Annotated in this window: 15 protein-coding genes; 7 read left to right on the forward strand and 8 right to left on the reverse strand. The window is 71.0% G+C overall.

Annotated features, from left to right (window positions below; translation table 11 throughout):
• Window positions 1-15 precede the first annotated feature (15 nt).
• Window positions 16-1,293, reverse strand: a complete 1,278-nt coding sequence (locus tag H9Y04_RS02295) for an MFS transporter (RefSeq protein WP_187811935.1) — start codon at window positions 1,291-1,293, stop codon at window positions 16-18.
• Between the two features lie 95 nt (window positions 1,294-1,388).
• Here H9Y04_RS02295 and H9Y04_RS02300 point away from each other — a divergent pair, with 95 nt between their 5' ends.
• Window positions 1,389-2,393, forward strand: a complete 1,005-nt coding sequence (locus H9Y04_RS02300) for an ArsR/SmtB family transcription factor (protein WP_187811936.1) — start codon at window positions 1,389-1,391, stop codon at window positions 2,391-2,393.
• A 34-nt stretch (window positions 2,394-2,427) separates the two neighbouring features.
• Here the strand turns inward: H9Y04_RS02300 and H9Y04_RS02305 are convergent, their stop codons facing one another.
• The 4 genes from H9Y04_RS02305 to H9Y04_RS02320 all read right to left on the reverse strand — a co-directional run bounded on the left by H9Y04_RS02305 (window position 2,428) and on the right by H9Y04_RS02320 (window position 5,957).
• Window positions 2,428-3,066: a CatB-related O-acetyltransferase gene (locus tag H9Y04_RS02305; protein ID WP_187811937.1), complete on the reverse strand. Its 639-nt coding sequence runs from the start codon at window positions 3,064-3,066 to the stop codon at window positions 2,428-2,430.
• 50 nt (window positions 3,067-3,116) lie between these two features.
• Entirely contained in the window at window positions 3,117-3,671 is a 555-nt protein-coding gene (locus H9Y04_RS02310; RefSeq protein ID WP_187811938.1) for a sugar O-acetyltransferase, read from the reverse strand.
• A 94-nt stretch (window positions 3,672-3,765) separates the two neighbouring features.
• Complete coding sequence (locus tag H9Y04_RS02315) at window positions 3,766-5,229, reverse strand: sensor histidine kinase (RefSeq protein WP_187811939.1); 1,464 nt, start codon at window positions 5,227-5,229, stop codon at window positions 3,766-3,768.
• Window positions 5,226-5,957: a response regulator transcription factor gene (locus tag H9Y04_RS02320; protein WP_187811940.1), complete on the reverse strand. Its 732-nt coding sequence runs from the start codon at window positions 5,955-5,957 to the stop codon at window positions 5,226-5,228. Before H9Y04_RS02320 ends, H9Y04_RS02315 begins: the two co-directional genes overlap by 4 nt.
• Before the next feature lie 64 nt (window positions 5,958-6,021).
• On the opposite strand from H9Y04_RS02320, the gene H9Y04_RS02325 reads away from it, so the two are divergent.
• Together H9Y04_RS02325 and H9Y04_RS02330 are read left to right on the forward strand one after the other, a co-directional pair.
• Window positions 6,022-7,182 carry a UDP-N-acetylglucosamine--N-acetylmuramyl-(pentapeptide) pyrophosphoryl-undecaprenol N-acetylglucosamine transferase gene (locus H9Y04_RS02325; protein ID WP_187811941.1) on the forward strand — a complete coding sequence of 387 codons (1,161 nt, stop codon included), beginning with the start codon at window positions 6,022-6,024 and terminating at the stop codon, window positions 7,180-7,182.
• Window positions 7,179-8,174, forward strand: a complete 996-nt coding sequence (locus H9Y04_RS02330; RefSeq protein ID WP_187811942.1) for a GDP-mannose 4,6-dehydratase — start codon at window positions 7,179-7,181, stop codon at window positions 8,172-8,174. Before H9Y04_RS02325 ends, H9Y04_RS02330 begins: the two co-directional genes overlap by 4 nt.
• Window positions 8,175-8,184: 10 nt before the next feature.
• Here H9Y04_RS02330 and H9Y04_RS02335 read toward each other — a convergent pair whose 3' ends face one another.
• The gene (locus H9Y04_RS02335) at window positions 8,185-8,820 is read right to left on the reverse strand and encodes a TetR/AcrR family transcriptional regulator (protein ID WP_187811943.1); all 636 of its coding nucleotides are present in this window, start codon (window positions 8,818-8,820) and stop codon (window positions 8,185-8,187) included.
• 481 nt (window positions 8,821-9,301) lie between these two features.
• On the opposite strand from H9Y04_RS02335, the gene H9Y04_RS02340 reads away from it, so the two are divergent.
• From H9Y04_RS02340 to H9Y04_RS02355, 4 genes are all read left to right on the forward strand, one after another.
• Window positions 9,302-10,279: a tetratricopeptide repeat protein gene (locus tag H9Y04_RS02340; protein ID WP_187811944.1), complete on the forward strand. Its 978-nt coding sequence runs from the start codon at window positions 9,302-9,304 to the stop codon at window positions 10,277-10,279.
• A gap of 685 nt (window positions 10,280-10,964) precedes the next feature.
• Entirely contained in the window at window positions 10,965-11,609 is a 645-nt protein-coding gene (locus H9Y04_RS02345; protein WP_187811945.1) for a DUF6230 family protein, read from the forward strand.
• Window positions 11,610-11,741: 132 nt separating this feature from the next.
• A complete protein-coding gene (locus H9Y04_RS02350) occupies window positions 11,742-12,269 on the forward strand; it encodes a DUF6114 domain-containing protein (RefSeq protein ID WP_187811946.1) in 528 nt (175 codons plus the stop codon).
• Window positions 12,259-13,593, forward strand: a complete 1,335-nt coding sequence (locus H9Y04_RS02355; RefSeq protein WP_187811947.1) for a hypothetical protein — start codon at window positions 12,259-12,261, stop codon at window positions 13,591-13,593. The genes H9Y04_RS02350 and H9Y04_RS02355 overlap by 11 nt, the downstream gene beginning before the upstream one ends.
• A gap of 83 nt (window positions 13,594-13,676) precedes the next feature.
• On the opposite strand, the gene pyk is transcribed toward H9Y04_RS02355, so the two are convergent.
• Both pyk and H9Y04_RS02365 read right to left on the reverse strand, forming a co-directional pair.
• Complete coding sequence (gene pyk / locus H9Y04_RS02360; RefSeq protein WP_187811948.1) at window positions 13,677-15,107, reverse strand: pyruvate kinase; 1,431 nt, start codon at window positions 15,105-15,107, stop codon at window positions 13,677-13,679.
• A 163-nt stretch (window positions 15,108-15,270) separates the two neighbouring features.
• Window positions 15,271-16,479: an acetate kinase gene (locus H9Y04_RS02365; RefSeq protein WP_187811949.1), complete on the reverse strand. Its 1,209-nt coding sequence runs from the start codon at window positions 16,477-16,479 to the stop codon at window positions 15,271-15,273.
• Between the last annotated feature and the right edge of the window lie 20 nt (window positions 16,480-16,499).

The raw sequence follows: 16,499 nt of genomic DNA on the forward strand, positions 1-16,499 counted from the left end.
CAGCGGGGACGGACCTCAGGTGCGAACCGGCGCGGCCTCCGGCGTCTTCGGCTCGGCTCCCGCTCGACGGGCTTCGAGCACCAGGAGTACGGACAGGACGGTGCCGATCACGCCGGCTCCGGTGACGACCTGGTGCACCGGCCAGAACTCGGCGGCGAGGCCGGCCAGGGCCATGCCCGCGCCCTGGACCGTCATCAGCCCAGCGGTCATCAACGTCATGGCGCGGCCGCGCAGTTCCTCGGGCACAGTGGCCACGAACCACTGGTCGAGCCCGAGCACGTACGCGCCGCCGGCCCCGGCGAGCACGAGCAGCAGGACGGAGAGGCCGAGGCCCGGCTCGGCCGCGTAACCGAAGTAGGGGAGCAGGCTCGCGGCGGCGACCGGGAGCACGATGCGGGAACGGGTGCGCGGGCTCAGACGGGCGCCCACCCACAGCTCGGCCGCGATATGGCCGACGGGCATCGCGCACATCAGGAGGCCGAGCGCGGCGGGACCGGCGCCGATGTGCTCGGCGTACGGAGCGGCCAGGGCCTCCGGGGCGACGACGAACATGGTGGGGATCCAGAAGAGCAGGATCTGGGCGCGGATCCGGCGGTCGGCGAAGACCTTGCGGGCGCCGGACAGGGACTCCCGCATCAGCGCGGCGCCCCCGCGGGCGCGGGCGGGGCGCGCCTTGGTGCCGAAGCGGAGCAGCGCGGCCGAGGCGAGGAACGTGCCCAGGGTGATGGTGATGGCGCCGCGCGGTGAGAACACCGCCAGCAGGATGCCGCCCACGCCGAACCCGGCGAGCTGGGCGCTCTGCGAGACGATCCGCAGGATCGAGCGGCCGAGGACGAAGAGGTCGCCCTCGCCGAGGATGTCGGTGAGCGCGGCCATCCGCGTGCCGGTGAAGACGGGCGCGATGGCGGCGATCAGGACGCGCAGGGCGAGCAGCGCGGCGACCGGGGTGCCCGGCACGATCATCACGGCCACACAGGAGGCGCAGATCAGATCGCAGACGACGAGGACGCGCCGGGCCGGGTAGCGGTCGGCGACGCTCGCGAAGAGCGTGCCGCCGATCAGATACGGCAGCAGGCCGAGCGCGAAGGTGAGGGCGCTGAGCAGCGGGGACCTGGTGAGCTCGTAGACGAGGACGGTCAGCGCGATCTCGCTCACCACCACGCCGAGCAGCGAGAGGAGATGGGCGGCGAACACGGCGCGGAACTCGCGGACGCGGAAGACGGCGCCGTAGCCCTGGGGCGGGGCGGCATCGGGGGCAGCGGCGGCGGCGCCGGCACAGGTCTCGGTCGACATGTACGGCAGCGTGGAGCCCCGGGTCCGTATCTCTAAGACTTTCGGCTCAGGCCGAATCTTCGTACGGTGGGGAGGCCGGGCGAGAGGAGCCGCGCGTGCCCTTCCATCTGCACTTCGGTGAACACGACCTGCTGCACTGCCGGTTCGCGATCTCGCCGATCTGGGAGACGCAGTCGGCGATCCGCACCCTCATCCGGCCCGACAGCCATGGCTACCACCTGCCGTGGCTGCGCCGGATCAAGGAGAAGGCCGAGGGACTCGACCTCGCGCCCGCGCTCCTGCTCATTCCGCAGCGCGGCCGCTCCCCGGACTTCTGGGCGCCGCCGCCGACCGGCGCGCTCGCCACGTTCGAGGAGGAGATCGAGCGGGTGCGGGCCACGCCGGCCGAGGTCGCGTACACCGATCTGTATCTGACGCTCGTGGAGCGGCCGGGCGCCCTGGAGAGCCCGCTCGGACGGCGGATGCTCGACGATCCGGCCGCCGCGGTGCAGTTGCTCGCCGACTGTCTCGAACAGGCCTGGCACGTCCTGATCGCCCCCGACTGGCCCCGCCTGCGGGCGCTGCTCGAAGCGGATATCGCCTACCACTCACGGGTGCTCGCGGCGGTCGGGTTCCGGGCCATGCTCGGTGAGCTGAACCCGAATCTGCGCTGGCACGGATCCACGCTCACCATCGTCAGCAGCCTGGGGGAGTACGAGCGCGAGCTGCACGGCGAGGGGCTCGTCCTGATGCCCTCGGTGTTCACCTGGCCCGACGTTGCCAGCGGCCAGGACGAGCCGTGGCAGCCTGCCGTCATCTATCCGGCGCGCGGTATCGGCGGCCTGTGGAGCGAGGGCGGCGCCCGGACCCCCGAGGCGCTCGCGCGGCTGCTCGGGCGGGCGCGCGCGGATGTGCTGTGCGCGCTGGCGGATCCGGCGAGCACCTCGGCCCTGGCCGGCCGGCTCGGACTCGCGCCGTCCTCCGTGTCCGCGCATCTGTCGGCCCTGAAGGGTGCGGGGCTGCTGGCCTCGCGCCGCTACGGGCATCAAGTCCTGTACGAGCGGACGCCGTTGGGGATCGCGCTGGCGGGGGCCGAGGGGCTCGCGGCGTCGGAGGGCTGAGCGCACAGCGCGGCTCCGCGCGAGGGCTGAGCGCCTAGCGCGGCGCCGCCGTCTCCAGCTCCTCGATCGTGCCGGACATGACCGTCCGTACATGCGCGGTGAGGTGCTCGGCCGGCCAGTCCCACCAGGCCACCGCGAGCAGCCGCTCGATCTCCGGCTCGCTGAAGCGCTTGCGGATCAGGCGGGCCGGGTTGCCGCCGACGATCCCGTAGTCGGGGACGTCCGCGGTGACCACCGCGCCCGTGGCGATGATCGCGCCGTGGCCGATCCGGACGCCCGGCATCACAGTCGCGCCGTTGCCGAACCAGACATCGTTGCCCACCACTGTGTCGCCGGGGTTCGGCAGCCCCGTCAGCAGGTCGAAGTGCTGCGCCCAGTCGCCGCCCAAGGTGGGGAAGGGGAAGGTGGAGGGGCCGTCCATACGGTGGTTGGCGCCGTTCATGATGAACCGCGTCCCCGTGCCGAGCGCGCAGAACTTGCCGATCACGAGCCGCTCGGGGCCGTAGTGGTACAGCACGTTGCGGGTCTCGAACGCGGTCGCGTCGTCCGGGTCGTCGTAATACGAGTACTCCCCGACCTCGATCAGCTCGGACTTCACCAGCGGCTTCAGCTGGACGACGCGCGGCTGTCCGGGCATCGGGTGCAGGACGTTCGGGTCGGCGGGTAGGGGCATGGCGGGCTCCTGGGGTGTGGGCGGCGGGTCCGGTTCCATCCTCGCCCGCGTCACAGGCTGCGCAGCACCCGTGCGGGATTGCCCACCGCGAGTACCCCCGACGGCAGATCGCGGGTGACCACCGAGCCCGCGCCGACCACCGTGTCCGCACCGATCGTCACGCCGGGGCAGACGATCACGCCGCCGCCCAGCCAGACGTTGTCGCCGATCGTGATGGGCTCGCCCTTCTCCCAGCCCTCGCGGCGGCGTACCGGATCCAACTCGTGTGTGGGGGTGAGGAGTTGGACGTTCGGGCCGATCTGGACGTCCTCGCCGATCGTGATCGGGGCGGCGTCCAGGAAGACCGCACCGAAGTTGACGAAGGTCCGCGCGCCGATGGAGACATAGGTGCCGTAGTCGCACTGGAAGGGCGGCCGGATGCGGACGTCCTCGCCGAGCGTGCCGATCAACTCTTCGAGAATCGCCCGGCGTTCCTCGGGCGCCGCGGTCGACGCCGCGTTGTAGGCCGCGCAGAGCTGGGCCCTGCGGACTGTCTCCGCGAGCAGCTCCTCGTCGTCGGCGATGTACCAGTCGCCCGCCAGCATCCGCTTCTTGTTCTCTCCCATGCCTCCACTATGGATCACGGTCCGGGTGGCCGCCGTGGATCACGGTCCGGGGGTAACCCACTGTGGACCGCGGCCCGGGCGCTTCCCCGGTGGATCACGGAGCGGGCAGCGTGAGCGTGAACTGCGCCCCGCCGCCGGGCGCCTGGCCGGCCGTGAGGTCCGCGTGGTGCGCGCGGGCGATCTGCCGGGCCATCGCGAGCCCGAGGCCCGAGCCGGGCAGGGCGCGGGCGGATTCGGCGCGGTAGAAACGGTCGAAGACATACGGCAGGTCGGCCGCGGCGATACCGGGGCCGTGATCCCGTACGGTCAACTCGGCCTCCGTCAGGGTCACTTCGACCGGGCCGCCGGGCGGGGAGAACTTCGCGGCGTTGTCCAGGAGGTTGGTCAGGAGGCGCGAGACGCGGGCCGGGACGCCGGGGAAGGTCACCGCGCGGGCGTCCTGCGATGCGTCAAGGGTGAAGACGACCTGCGGCCAGTGCGCGCGGGCCGCGTCGAGTGCGTGCGTGACCAGGGCGTGCATCCGGACCTCTTCGAGCAGCGGGTGCGGCTCCTCGTCGCGGGCCAGCTCGATCAGATCGTTCACCATGCCGCTCACCTCCCGCAGCTGCCGGCCGAGCGCCTGGGCGGCGCGGTCGCGCTGGGTGGGGGTCAACCGGTCCGCGCGGGCGAGGAGTTCGGCGTTCGTACGCAGGGCGGTAAGCGGGGTGCGCAGTTCGTGCGAGGCATCGGCGACCAGGCGGCGCTGGGCGGTGACCGACTGCTCCAGCTCGCCGAGCATGGTGTTGAACGTGGCCGCGAGCCGCGTCACCTCGTCCTCGCGCCCCGGCGGACCGGGCGGCAGCTCGATGCGGTGGCGGGCGTCGCGGGTCGCGGCGATGCGTTCGGCGGTGGCGGTGAGCCGGGTGACGGGGGACAGGGCGGTGCGCGAGACCCAGTAGCCGGCCGCGGCCGCGAGCAGGACACCGGCGCCGCCGACGAGGGCGAGCAGGGCGGCGGCCTGGTGCACGCCACGGTCGGCGATATCGGCGCGCAGGGCGACCTGCAGCGCCGTGCCGTCGCGGGACGGGGTCGTATACATCCGGGCGGGATGGCCTTCGAGCGTGAAGTTCGTGTAGTACGCGGGCCGTTGGCGCGCCGCGACCTGGCGGGTCGCCTTCGACACGGGCAGCAGGTACGGTCCCGCCGCCTCGGTGTCCTGCGGCGGCGCAGGGTCGTCGGCCTCGTCCGCGGGGACGCTCTGCACACAGGCCGGGGCGCCCAGATAGCGGCACTCGCCGGTGTAGACGCCCGGGCCCTCGCGCTCGTGCTGCTGCGCGATCAGGGTCGCGGACTGGGCGAGATTCTGGTCGAGCTGCTGGTAGAGCTTGAAGCGGATCACGAAGAACGCGGCCGCGCAGATCCCGACGGCCACCAGCGCCACCGCGGCGGTCGCGGCCAGGGCGAGGCGGGTGCGCAGGGGGCGGCGGCGTCGCCAGCGGGCGCTGAGGCGGCGGTCCTTCGCGGCCGTCTGCTGCCGGGTGCCGTCGGTCGTCTGTGCCCGGATGCCGTCGCCGCTCATGCCACGTCCAGGCGGTAGCCGACGCCGTGCACGGTGTGCACGAGGCGTGGTTCGCCACCGGCTTCGAGTTTGCGCCGCAGATAACCCACGTATACGGCGAGGGAGTTGGAGTCGGGCCCGAAGTCCTGGCCCCAGACGCGCTCCAGGAGCAGCTCCCGCGGCAGGGCCTGGCGCGGGCTGAGCAGCAGCTGTTCGAGGAGGGCGAACTCCGTCCGGCTGAACTCCAGAGGCCGCCCGGCGCGCTGTCCCGTGCGGGTCACGGGGTCGGCCGTGAGGTCGGCGAACGTGAGCAGCTCGCCGCCGCCGGCCGGTTCGGGAGCGACCCGGCGCAGCAACGCCCTTACCCGGGCGGCTAGTTCGTCCAGGGCGAAGGGCTTGACCAGATAGTCGTCCGCGCCCGCGTCCAGACCGTCCACGCGCTCGCTCACCGAGCCGAGCGCGGTCAGGACGAGGACCGGCGTACGGTCGCCCATCGCGCGCAGGCGGCGGCACAGGGCGAGCCCGTCGAGCACCGGCATCATCACGTCCGTGACCACCGCGTCCGGCTGCCAGGCCGCGATCGCGGAGAGGGCCGCGAGCCCGTCGGCGGCGCCGCGCACCGCGTACCCCTCGACGGTGAGCCCGTCCTCGACGGCCGCGCGCACCTCGGGCTCGTCGTCTACAACGAGGATGCGGGGGCCGTCAGGGCGCGCGGGGCTGCCGGGGCCGGTGCTGCCGTTCGCGTTCATGCCCTAAAGGGTGCCAAACCGGACTCTTAGAACCTTCTTAGCCCGCCCCGGCAGCCTGCTCCGCATGCTGACAACACCCACACCGCCCCTGTCCGTGGTGATCGGTGCGGGCGGTACCGGCGGCCATATCTACCCCGGTCTCGCGCTCGCCGACGCCCTGCGCCGTGCCGTGCCCGACGCGCTGATCTCCTTCGTGGGCACCACCCGCGGCCTGGAGACCCGGCTCATACCCGGGGCGGGCCACCGGCTGCACACCGTCGACATGATCCCCTTCGACCCCTCGCTCGGCGCCCGCCGCTTCCTGCTGCCCGCCGCGCTCATGAAGTCCGCCGCCCAGGTCCGCTCGATCCTGCGGGCGCAGGGCGCCCAGGTCGCGGTCGGCATGGGCGGCTATCCCAGCGCGCCCGTGATCCTCGGCGCGAAGCTCGCCGGACTGCCGAGCGTCATCCACGAGTCCAATGCCGTGCCCGGGCGCGCCAACCAGTTCGCCGCCCGCCTCACCCCGCACCTCACCGTCGCCTTCGACCGCAGCCGCGCCCATCTGGCGGGCGGCGAGCGGGCCCGTGTGGTCGGGATGCCGATCGCGTCCTCGCTCGCCGGGCTCGACCGCGGGGCCCTGCGGGCCGAGGCGCGGGCCGCGATGGGGGTACGCGAGTGCGCGCGCCTGATCGTCTTCAACGGCGGCAGCCTCGGCGCGGCCCGGCTCACCGAGGCCGCCGTGGGCCTGGCGGAGCTCTGGCGTGCGCGGACCGACGTCCAGCTCCTGATCAAGACCGGCCCTGCCGCACTGGAGGACACCCGGCGGCGGCTCGGCGCCTCGCCCGTGGCCCGTGCCGTGCCCTACCTGGACCGGATGGACCACGCCTACGCCGCCGCCGACCTGGTCGTCTGCCGGGCGGGCTCCGCCACCGTCGCCGAGCTCGCCGCGACCGGTGTGCCCGCCGTCCTCGTCCCGTACCCGCACGCACCCGGCGACCACCAGACCCACAACGCCCGGGTGCTCACCGACGCCGGCGCCGGCCTGCTGCTGCCCGACGCCGAGACCACGGCCGAGCACCTCGCCGACCTCGTCGGCCCGCTGCTCGACCGGCCCGAACGGCTCGCGGCGATGGGCCGCGCCGCCGACCCCGGCCCGCACGCCGTGGCCGCCGACCTGCTCGCCGCCGAGGTGCTTCGCCTCGCCGGCCGCCCTGTTCCCTTCCCTCGCCTGGAGACCGTCCGATGAACTCCTTTTCCTGGTCCGGCCGCACCGTCCTCGTCACCGGAGCGGAGGGCTTCATCGGCTCGACGCTCGTCGACCTGCTCGTCGAACAGGGCGCCCGCGTCAGGGCGTTGGTCCACTACAAGCCGTACGGGGACAAGGGCCACCTGGCCCGCTACCTCGGCGGATCCGAGGTCGAGATGCTCGCGGGCGACGTCCGCGACGGCGGGCGCGTGCTCGACGCGGTGGCCGGCTGCGACACCGTGTTCCATCTCGCCGCGCTGATCGGCATCCCGTACAGCTACGACTCCCCGGGCGCGTACGTGCAGACGAACGTCGTCGGTACGGAGAACATCCTGGAGGCCTGCCGCCACCACGGGGTCCGGCGGCTCGTCCACACCTCGACCAGCGAGGTGTACGGGACGGCGCGCACGGTCCCGATCGGTGAGGACCATCCGCTGCAGCCGCAGTCGCCGTACTCGGCCTCGAAGATCGGCGCGGACATGATGGCGCTCTCGCACCACAACGCCTTCGGTCTGCCGGTGGCCGTGGTCCGCCCCTTCAATACGTACGGGCCGCGGCAGTCGGCACGCGCCGTGATCCCCACGATCCTGGCCCAACTGCACGCGGGTGCCCGGGAGATCAAGCTGGGCTCGCTCACGCCGACCCGTGACTTCACCTACGTCACGGACACGGCGCGGGGGTTCCTCGCGGTGGGGGCCAGTGACCGGGCGGTCGGTGAGGTGGTGAACCTGGGCTGCGGGCGCGAGATCGCGATCGGGGATCTGGCGCGCGAGCTGATCGCGGCGTCGGGGTCCTCGGCGGAGGTCGTGGTCGACCCGGCCCGGCTGCGGCCTGCGGCGAGCGAGGTGGAACGGCTGCTCTCCGACAACTCCCGGGCGCGGGAGTGGGCCGGGTGGAAGCCGGAGGTGTCCCTGCGCGAGGGGCTCGTGCGGACCTCGGAGTGGGTCGCGGCGAACCTGTCGCTGTTCGACGCGGAGCGCTACCAGGTCTGACGAGGCCCGCTCAGGTGCGCGCCGCTTCGGTCAGCCCGCCCAGGAGCAGAGCGGTGAAGCTGTGCGCCCACTGGGCGTCCACCGGTTCGCAGCTCACCAGGGACCGGTGGACCACCGCGCCCGCCACGACATCGAAGATGAGGTCGGCGGTGCGGGCCGCGGTCTCGGGGTCGTTCTCGCGGGGCAACTCGCCGCGCTCCTGGGCGCGTTGGCGCCCCTGGAGGACGAGGCGCTTCTGCCGGTCCACGATCGAACTGCGGATCCGTGCGCGCAGCGCCTCGTCGCCGGTGGACTCGGCCACGACGGCCATCAGGGCGGTACGGGTCTCGGGGCGCGCGAGGAGCGCGGCGAACTGCAGCACGACGCCTTCGACATCGGCGGCGAGACTGCCGCGGTCGGGGAGTTCGAGCTCGTCGAAGAGCTCGGCCACGGCGTCCACGACGAGCTCGTTCTTGCCGGCCCACCGCCGGTACAGCGTGGTCTTCGCGACGCCGGCCCTGGTGGCCACGTCGCCGAGCGTCAGCTTGGACCAGCCGAGCTCCACGAGGGCCTCGCGGGTGGCGCCCAGGATCGCGGCGTCGGCCTCGGCGCTGCGGGGGCGGCCGGTTCTGCTTCTGCCGGGGCGGTCGGTGGTGTGGTCGGGCATGGCGGTGACCATACCGGCTGGTACGTGGAGGTGCCGGACGCTCGGCCCGTGATCGCCTTACCCCCGTGAGGGAGATCACGGGCCGAGAGCCCTCCAGACGATATACGCTACGACTCGTAGCGAAAGCTCGTACGTGAACCTCTCACCGCGAGCGGCAACCACGCGTGGGGTGGGGACCCCGCGCACCCGGTCCTTTCCTCGGGCCATCCGGGCCATTGCACCTGGCCCATCGGTCGTGACCTGTCTGCACGTCCCGCATCCGGCGGGGGGCCTGCGGACGGGCCGCGGCCCTGCTCTTCCGGCGCGGCTGGGGGTGCGGGCCGTTGCGCCTGCGGCGGGCCTCTCTCCCCGCCCCGCCCCTTCCCGAAACCGAGGGCTTCGCCCCCGGACCCCCGCATCCGAGCTCCGCTCGGATCGCCTCAAACGCCGGCAAGGCTGAAAGGCTTAACGGGAGAGGTCTCCGTAGGGGGAGAATGGGCGCATGCAGCCACGGAACATGTCCATGAGCGGAGTCGTCGACCTCGCCGCGGTGAAGGCGGCCCAGGAGGCCAAGGCCAAGGCGGAGCAGGCCCGCGCCGAAGCGGCCAGGCAGGGCGGCGGCACCGGTGCCGTCTCGCCCGCCGAGCTGGTGATCGACGTAGACGAGGCCTCGTTCGAGAGCGCCGTCATCCAGCGCTCCACCGAAGTGCCCGTCGTGATCGACTTCTGGGCCGAGTGGTGTGAGCCCTGCAAGCAGCTCGGCCCCCTGCTCGAGCGGCTGACTCTGGAGTACAACGGCCGCTTCGTGCTCGCGAAGGTCGATGTCGACGCCAATCAGATGCTGATGCAGCAGTTCGGGATCCAGGGGATTCCGGCGGTGTTCGCGGTGGTGGCCGGCCAGGCACTGCCCCTTTTCCAGGGCGCCGCACCCGAGGCCCAGATCCGCCAGACCCTCGACCAGCTCATCCAGGTCGGCGAGGAGCGCTTCGGTCTGACCGGCCTCGTGGTCGACCCGGACGCGCAGGGCGGCGCCGCGCCGCAGGCCGCTCCCGAGCCGGCCGGCCCGTACGACGCCCTGCTCGAAGCCGCCGTACAGGCGCTGGACGCGGGCGACTTGGGCGGCGCCGTGCAGGCGTACAAGAACGTGCTCAACGACGACCCCGCCAACACCGAGGCGAAGCTCGGCCTCGCGCAGGCCGAACTCCTGCAGCGTGTGCAGGGGTTGGACCCGCAGCAGGTGCGCCAGGAGGCGGCCGAGAAGCCGGCCGACCCGCAGGCGCAGATCGCCGCGGCCGACCTGGACCTCGTCGGCGGTCATGTCGAGGACGCCTTCGGCCGTCTCGTCGACACCGTCAAGAAGGTCTTCGGTGACGACCGCGATGCCGTACGCGTGCATCTGCTCGGCCTCTTCGAGGTCGTCGGCGCCGACGACCCGCGCGTGGCCAAGGCCCGCTCGGCCCTCGCCCGCGCGCTGTTCTGACCCCACAAGTACCGGTTCTTACACGTCAGTACGCACCGTCCGTCCCTATGGTCCGGATGGTGCGTAGCTGACCTTTCGTTAAACCAGGGACCCGTAAGCGGTCCTGTGAAGATTTGACGCCACTGAGGCACCGCGGCCGCGCTTTACCAAATCTTGGTAATCGCGGCCGCTGTTACTCGCAGTAAAGCGGAGCCGTGGTTCTGTCCGGTTTCGCCAGACGATCAACTGGTCTGTCCCCAGGGGCGTATGCACCCTGTGTGCCCACCCGGTGCCGGCCCGTCGTGGCGGGGTTATGGAGCCGTTACCAGCGAGTAACGAACCCCCTTGTGCGGCAGCTCCTAATGCACCACGATCGGCCACGCTCGGTCCATTCACGTACGCCCGACAGCCAGCTCGGGAAGCGGGTTCCTGGGTCCCCACCGAGCGGCCGGAGACGACAACAAGTCACCGGCCAGGACAGGGGGGTCTCCGCCAACCGGTGGGGCCTGTCCGACAGGCCGTGCCTCCGGCGCGGCCAGTGGTTGTCGCTCGGGGGTGATCGCCGGTGTTCCGCGCCGCAGTTCCTGCGTACCGGATAAAGGCGCTCTCCTTCCCGAGGACGTAGCACTTCTCCCATCCCTGCCCGGCTGAGCCGCGCCAGTGGCAGTCAGGGTCAGGAGATGTACGTCCGAGAAGGAGGAAAGTCATGGAATCCGTGGCTCGTGGCGGAACCAGATGGAAGCGGTTCGCCGTAGTCATGGTGCCGAGCGTCGCGGCTACTGCCGCGATAGGTGTCGCCCTTTCGCAGGGCGCGCTTGCGGCATCGTTCAGTGTGTCGGGCCAGCAGTTCAAGGTCTCGGCCGACAAGCTCGTCGGTACGGGGATGACCCAGTACGGCACCGTCGACATGGGTGCCGACGGCAAGCCGCACCCGGTCACGGTCTCCGCGTTCAAGGACGCGAAGATCCACAACATGTGCCAGTCCGTCGTCACCAAGGTCCCCGTCCTCGGTGACATCACCATGGTGCTCAATGCCGGTGGCAAGGGCACGCCGGTGAACGCCGAGAACATCTACATCGACATCGCGCAGCTCGAGTCGAGCAAGGCCACGTTCTCGAACATCGACATCGGCATTGCCACTGGTAAGGCCACCAAGGGCCCCGCGCCCAAGGAGCCCACCGAGGGCGCGCACCGGCAGGTCGACCCGAACGGCTTCGCCCAGCAGGCCGACGGCGCCGTGATCGAGGACGTCAAGCAGACCGCGTGGGCGACCAGCGCGTCCACCCTGGAGCTGAGCGGCTTCGGCCTGCAGCTCAAGAAGGGCAGCGGCAAGGGCGTCGAGTGCTACTAGCACTCGGCCGCCCGGTGCGGTGCCGCACGGCTCCGCACGGCAGCTGACCGGCGGGCGCGGAGTCCGACTCCCGCCCGCCACACAGACTTTGCACCATTTCACGTACTGCCGGTTCCAAGGAGCTGTTGTCCCATGAGCGCCGTGACACCGGGGCCGAACGATCACTTCCTCAAGGTCTACTGGAGGAAGTTCCGCACCTGGCGGGGTTCCCGGCCGTTCTGGGCGGGCTTCTTCACGATCCTCGGCGGCATCCCGATCGCCTACTTCCCGTACGCCAGCATGAAGCTCGGCAACCTGACGATGTCCATGGCCACCACGGCCGGCGCGGGTTCGCTGATCATCGGCGTCCTTCTGATCACGCTGGGTCTGACGATGTGGTTCCACCACATCGTGCGGGTGTTCGCGGGAGTCGCGGCGATTCTGCTCGCCCTGATCTCGATCCCCGTCTCGAACCTCGGCGGGTTCCTGATCGGCTTCCTGCTTTCGATGGTCGGCGGCGCGCTGTCCATCTCGTGGGTGCCCGACAAGAAGCCCGGGGAGCTCGAGGCCGAGCAGAGCGAGACGGTTCCCGGTCCGCGTACGGACGACGACGCGGACGGCACCATGGGGGAGCCGGACACCACACTGGAGACCAACGGTGGGAGGCACAGTGCCGGCTGACGAGACGCGACTGGCCGAGCGGGCCGAGTCCGCGCCGGTCAGAAAGGGTCCGCGGCACGCGGCTCCGCGCAAGACATTGCTGACGAAGCTTCAGATACCCGCGAACAGGGCGCTCGCCCTGGCCGCCATGCCGACCGCCGTGTTCGTGGGCATGAGCCTCGTGCCCAAGCCCGCGATGGCCGACGACGGTGAGATCCCCTTCTCGTCGGGTCCGTGCGTGACCCGTGAGGACGTGGAGGCGGCGCAGGAGGAGAGCGCGTCGCCGACGCCGAGCCCGTCCGCCTCCGAGACGGGCGCCGAGGCCGAGAAGCCCGAGGAGAAGCCCTCCGAGGAGCCGACGCCGACGCCCTCGCCTTCGGCGAGCGAGACCGGTGCCGACGACGCCGCGGATGCCACCCCGCAGAAGGCGGCCGACGAGCCGGCCGCCGAGCCGACGCCGTCCCCGAGCGAGAGCAAGAACCCGCTCGATCCGCTGGGTGTCGGCGACAAGCTCGAAGAGTTCGGCGAGGACGTCAAGGACTTCTTCACGCCGGGCGACGAGGAGACGGCCACCCCGTCCCCCACGCCGTCGGCGTCGGAGCCCGCCGAGGAGAAGCCTGCGGCGGAGGAGACCGAGGAGCCCGCGGCCGAGAAGCCGGCCGCCGAGAAGCCCGCGGACGACCCGGTCAAGGATGCGGCCGACAAGGTCACCGAGGGCACGCAGGACGCCGCGGACAAGCTCAAGGCCGACATGGAGAAGGCCGCCGACAAGGTGGGCGCCGAGGTCGAGGACCTGGACGTACCGTCCCTGGACGAGGCGCTCAAGGACCTGCCGCTCGGCAAGGACGGCAAGCCCCGCTTCCCGTGCGCCGAGGAGGACCCCAAGGCCCTCGCCGCCGCGGACCTGGAGCCGGGTATCCCGGCGCTGCCCGACTACCCGTGGATCCTCAAGACCAGCCTGCTCACGCTGCGCGGTCTCGACTACCACGGTGTCGTCAACGTCAAGACGGCGAGCGGTGCGGTCAAGCCGGTCCTCAAGTTCACCGCGGACAACGGTGTGGACATCAAGGACCTGCACCAGCTGGTGACCCCGCCGGGCGGTCCCACCTCGCACATCGAGGCCGCCAAGGGTTCGACCTCGACGATGAGCGACGGCACGGTGACCATGTACACGGAGAAGCTCGAAGGCAACCTCTTCGGCCTGATCCCGATCGAGTTCACGCCCGAGACCCCGCCGCCCCTGAACGTCCCGTTCGCGTTCTTCACGAACGTGACCGTGACCCAGGCCGGCCAGTTCGGCGGCACGCTGACGGTGCCGGGTCTGAAGAGCTACATCACCAAGTAAGGCACTTCGTACATACGTAGAGGGCGCCTTCCGCAGCTGCGGAAGGCGCCCTCTACGTATGTGTACGGGACTGTACGGAGCCGTCAGTCGCGGCGGCCGCCGCCCAGGTGGTGGACGCGGACCATGTTGGTCGTGCCCGGGACACCGGGGGGCGAACCGGCCGTGATGATGATGGTGTCGCCGGTGTTGCAGGCGTTGATCTTCATCATCTCGGCGTCGACCAGCTCGACCATGTCGTCGGTGTTGTCGACGTGCTGCACGATCTGGGTGTTCACGCCCCAGCTCAGGGTCAGCTGGTTGCAGGTGTCCTGCGAGGTGGTGAACGCCAGGATCGGCTGCACGGGACGGTAGCGCGACAGTCGGCGCGCGGTGTCACCGGAGTGTGTGAAGGCGACCAGGGACTTCGCGTCGAGGAACTCCGCGATCTCGGCGGCCGCGCGGGCCACCGAACCACCCTGCGTACGCGGCTTCTTGCCGGGCACGAGCGGCTGCAGACCCTTGGAGAGCAGCTCCTCCTCGGCGGCCTCGACGATGCGGGACATCGTCTTGACCGTCTCGATCGGGTACGCGCCCACCGAGGACTCGGCGGAGAGCATGACCGCGTCCGCGCCGTCCAGGATCGCGTTGGCCACGTCGGAGGCCTCGGCGCGCGTGGGGCGGGAGTTGGTGATCATCGACTCCATCATCTGGGTCGCGACGATCACCGGCTTGGCGTTGCGGCGGCAGAGCTCCACGAGGCGCTTCTGCACCATCGGGACCTTCTCGAGCGGGTACTCCACGGCGAGGTCGCCACGGGCCACCATCACGGCGTCGAACGCCGCGACGACGCCCTCCATGTTGTTGACGGCCTGGGGCTTCTCGACCTTGGCGATGACGGGGACGCGGCGGCCCTCCTCGTCCATCACCTTGTGGACGTCCTTGACGTCGTTGGCGTCGCGCACGAAGGACAGGGCGACCATGTCGCAGCCCATACGGAGCGCGAAACGGAGGTCCTCGACGTCCTTCTCGGAAAGGGCCGGGACATTGACCGCGGCACCAGGCAGGTTGATGCCCTTGTGGTCCGAGATCACACCGCCCTCGATGACGACCGTCCTGACCTTCGGGCCCTCGACGGAAACGACCTTGAGCTCGACATTGCCGTCGTTGATAAGGACCTGGTCACCCTTGGCGACATCGCCCGGCAGACCCTTGTAGGTCGTACCGCAGATCGACTTGTCGCCGGGTACGTCCTCGGTGGTGATGGTGAACTCGTCACCGCGCACCAGCTCGACGGGACCCTCGGCGAAGGTCTCCAGACGGATCTTCGGCCCCTGCAGGTCGGCGAGCACGCCCACGGCCTTGCCGGTGTCGGCAGCGGCCTGGCGGACACGGTCGTACCGCTCCTGGTGCTCTGCGTGGGATCCGTGGCTGAAGTTGAAGCGGGCCACATTCATACCGGCCTCGATGAGAGCCTTCAGCTGCTCATACGAGTCGACGGCGGGGCCCAGTGTGCAGACGATTTTGGAACGGCGCATGAGGCGGATCCTATCGGTTTGTTTCGGCGCGGAATATTCCGTCTAGTGGAAAGTCCAAAGGGGCGAACTGGCGCTCAGATGAGGGGAATTGATGGCGGTATTTATCCCGGCATTTGTCACTGCCGCATCCCGCCTTTCCTCCCGTTCATCGCGCTCATCCCGCTCATCCCGTGACGAGCGCGTACGCCTGGGTCGCGATCTCCAGCTCTTCATCGGTCGGTACGACGGCCACCGCGACCCGCGCGTAGTCGGCGGAGATCAGCCGGGGCTCGTCGGCGCGCACGGCGTTGCGCTCGCCGTCGAGAGCCAGACCGAGCTCCTCGAGACCGCTGATCGCAGCCTCTCGTACGGTCGTCGAGTTCTCGCCGACGCCGGCCGTGAACGCGACCGCGTCCACCCGGCCGAGCACCGCGGTGTAGGCGCCGATGTACTTCTTCAGGCGGTGGATGTACACGTCGAACGCGAGCGCCGCCGCAGCGTCGCCCTCCGCGCGGCGCCGCTCGACCTCGCGCTGGTCGTTGTCCCCGCACAGGCCGAGCAGACCGCTCTTCTTGTTGAGCAGCGCGTCGATCTCGTCGACCGACTTCCCGCCGACCCGGGCCAGATGGAAGATCACGGCCGGGTCGAGGTCACCGGAGCGGGTACCCATCACGAGCCCCTCCAGTGGCGTGAGCCCCATCGACGTGTCCACGCACACCCCGCCCCTGACCGCGGACGCCGAGGCGCCGTTGCCCAGGTGCAGGACGATGACGTTGGTCTCCTCGGGCGCCTTGCCGAGCAGCTTCGCGGTCTCGCGGGACACGTACGCGTGCGAGGTGCCGTGGAAGCCGTAGCGGCGGACGGACAGCGCGTCGGCCGTCTCGCGGTCGATCGCGTAGCGGTACGCGGCCTCCGGCATCGTCGAGTGGAAGGCCGTGTCGAACACCGCGACCTGGGGCAGGTCGGGGCGGATCGAGCGGGCCACCTCGATACCGGTGACGTTGGCCGGGTTGTGCAGCGGCGCCAGCGGTACGAGGCTCTCCAGCTCGGCGAGCACCTCGGCGTCCACCACGGTGGGCTGGGTGAACTTGGTGCCGCCGTGCACCACGCGGTGGCCGATCGCGGCCAGCTCGGGGGAGTCGAGGCCGAGCCCGTCCGCGGCCAGCTCGGCGGCGACCGCCTGGAGCGCGGCCTTGTGGTCGGCGATCGGGCCCTCGAAGACCCGCGCCTCGGCGCCCCCGCCGGTCAGCGGGGTGTGCTTGAGCCGGGAGGTCTCCTCACCGATGCGCTCGACCAGGCCGACGGCCAGACGCGAGGCGTCGGCCATGTCGAGCAGCTGGTACTTCACCGACGAGGAGCCGGAGTTGAGGACGAGTACGCGGGTCGCAGTCACGAAAACGGCGCTTTCTGGTG

Source organism: Streptomyces polyasparticus (genome assembly GCF_014493765.1).
In the GTDB taxonomy this organism is placed as follows: Bacteria; Actinomycetota; Actinomycetes; order Streptomycetales; family Streptomycetaceae; genus Streptomyces; species Streptomyces polyasparticus.

Excerpts from the sequence above, each read along its gene's own strand:
- pyk (WP_187811948.1), bottom strand. The coding sequence starts at position 15,107 with ATGCGCCGTTCCAAAATCGTCTGCACACTGGGCCCCGCCGTCGACTCG.
- H9Y04_RS02335 (WP_187811943.1), bottom strand. The coding sequence starts at position 8,820 with ATGCCCGACCACACCACCGACCGCCCCGGCAGAAGCAGAACCGGCCGC.
- H9Y04_RS02340 (WP_187811944.1), top strand. The coding sequence starts at position 9,302 with ATGCAGCCACGGAACATGTCCATGAGCGGAGTCGTCGACCTCGCCGCG.
- H9Y04_RS02350 (WP_187811946.1), top strand. The coding sequence starts at position 11,742 with ATGAGCGCCGTGACACCGGGGCCGAACGATCACTTCCTCAAGGTCTAC.
- H9Y04_RS02305 (WP_187811937.1), bottom strand. The coding sequence starts at position 3,066 with ATGCCCCTACCCGCCGACCCGAACGTCCTGCACCCGATGCCCGGACAG.
- H9Y04_RS02315 (WP_187811939.1), bottom strand. The coding sequence starts at position 5,229 with ATGAGCGGCGACGGCATCCGGGCACAGACGACCGACGGCACCCGGCAG.
- H9Y04_RS02320 (WP_187811940.1), bottom strand. The coding sequence starts at position 5,957 with ATGAACGCGAACGGCAGCACCGGCCCCGGCAGCCCCGCGCGCCCTGAC.
- H9Y04_RS02345 (WP_187811945.1), top strand. The coding sequence starts at position 10,965 with ATGGAATCCGTGGCTCGTGGCGGAACCAGATGGAAGCGGTTCGCCGTA.
- H9Y04_RS02310 (WP_187811938.1), bottom strand. The coding sequence starts at position 3,671 with ATGGGAGAGAACAAGAAGCGGATGCTGGCGGGCGACTGGTACATCGCC.
- H9Y04_RS02325 (WP_187811941.1), top strand. The coding sequence starts at position 6,022 with ATGCTGACAACACCCACACCGCCCCTGTCCGTGGTGATCGGTGCGGGC.
- H9Y04_RS02330 (WP_187811942.1), top strand. The coding sequence starts at position 7,179 with ATGAACTCCTTTTCCTGGTCCGGCCGCACCGTCCTCGTCACCGGAGCG.
- H9Y04_RS02295 (WP_187811935.1), bottom strand. The coding sequence starts at position 1,293 with ATGTCGACCGAGACCTGTGCCGGCGCCGCCGCCGCTGCCCCCGATGCC.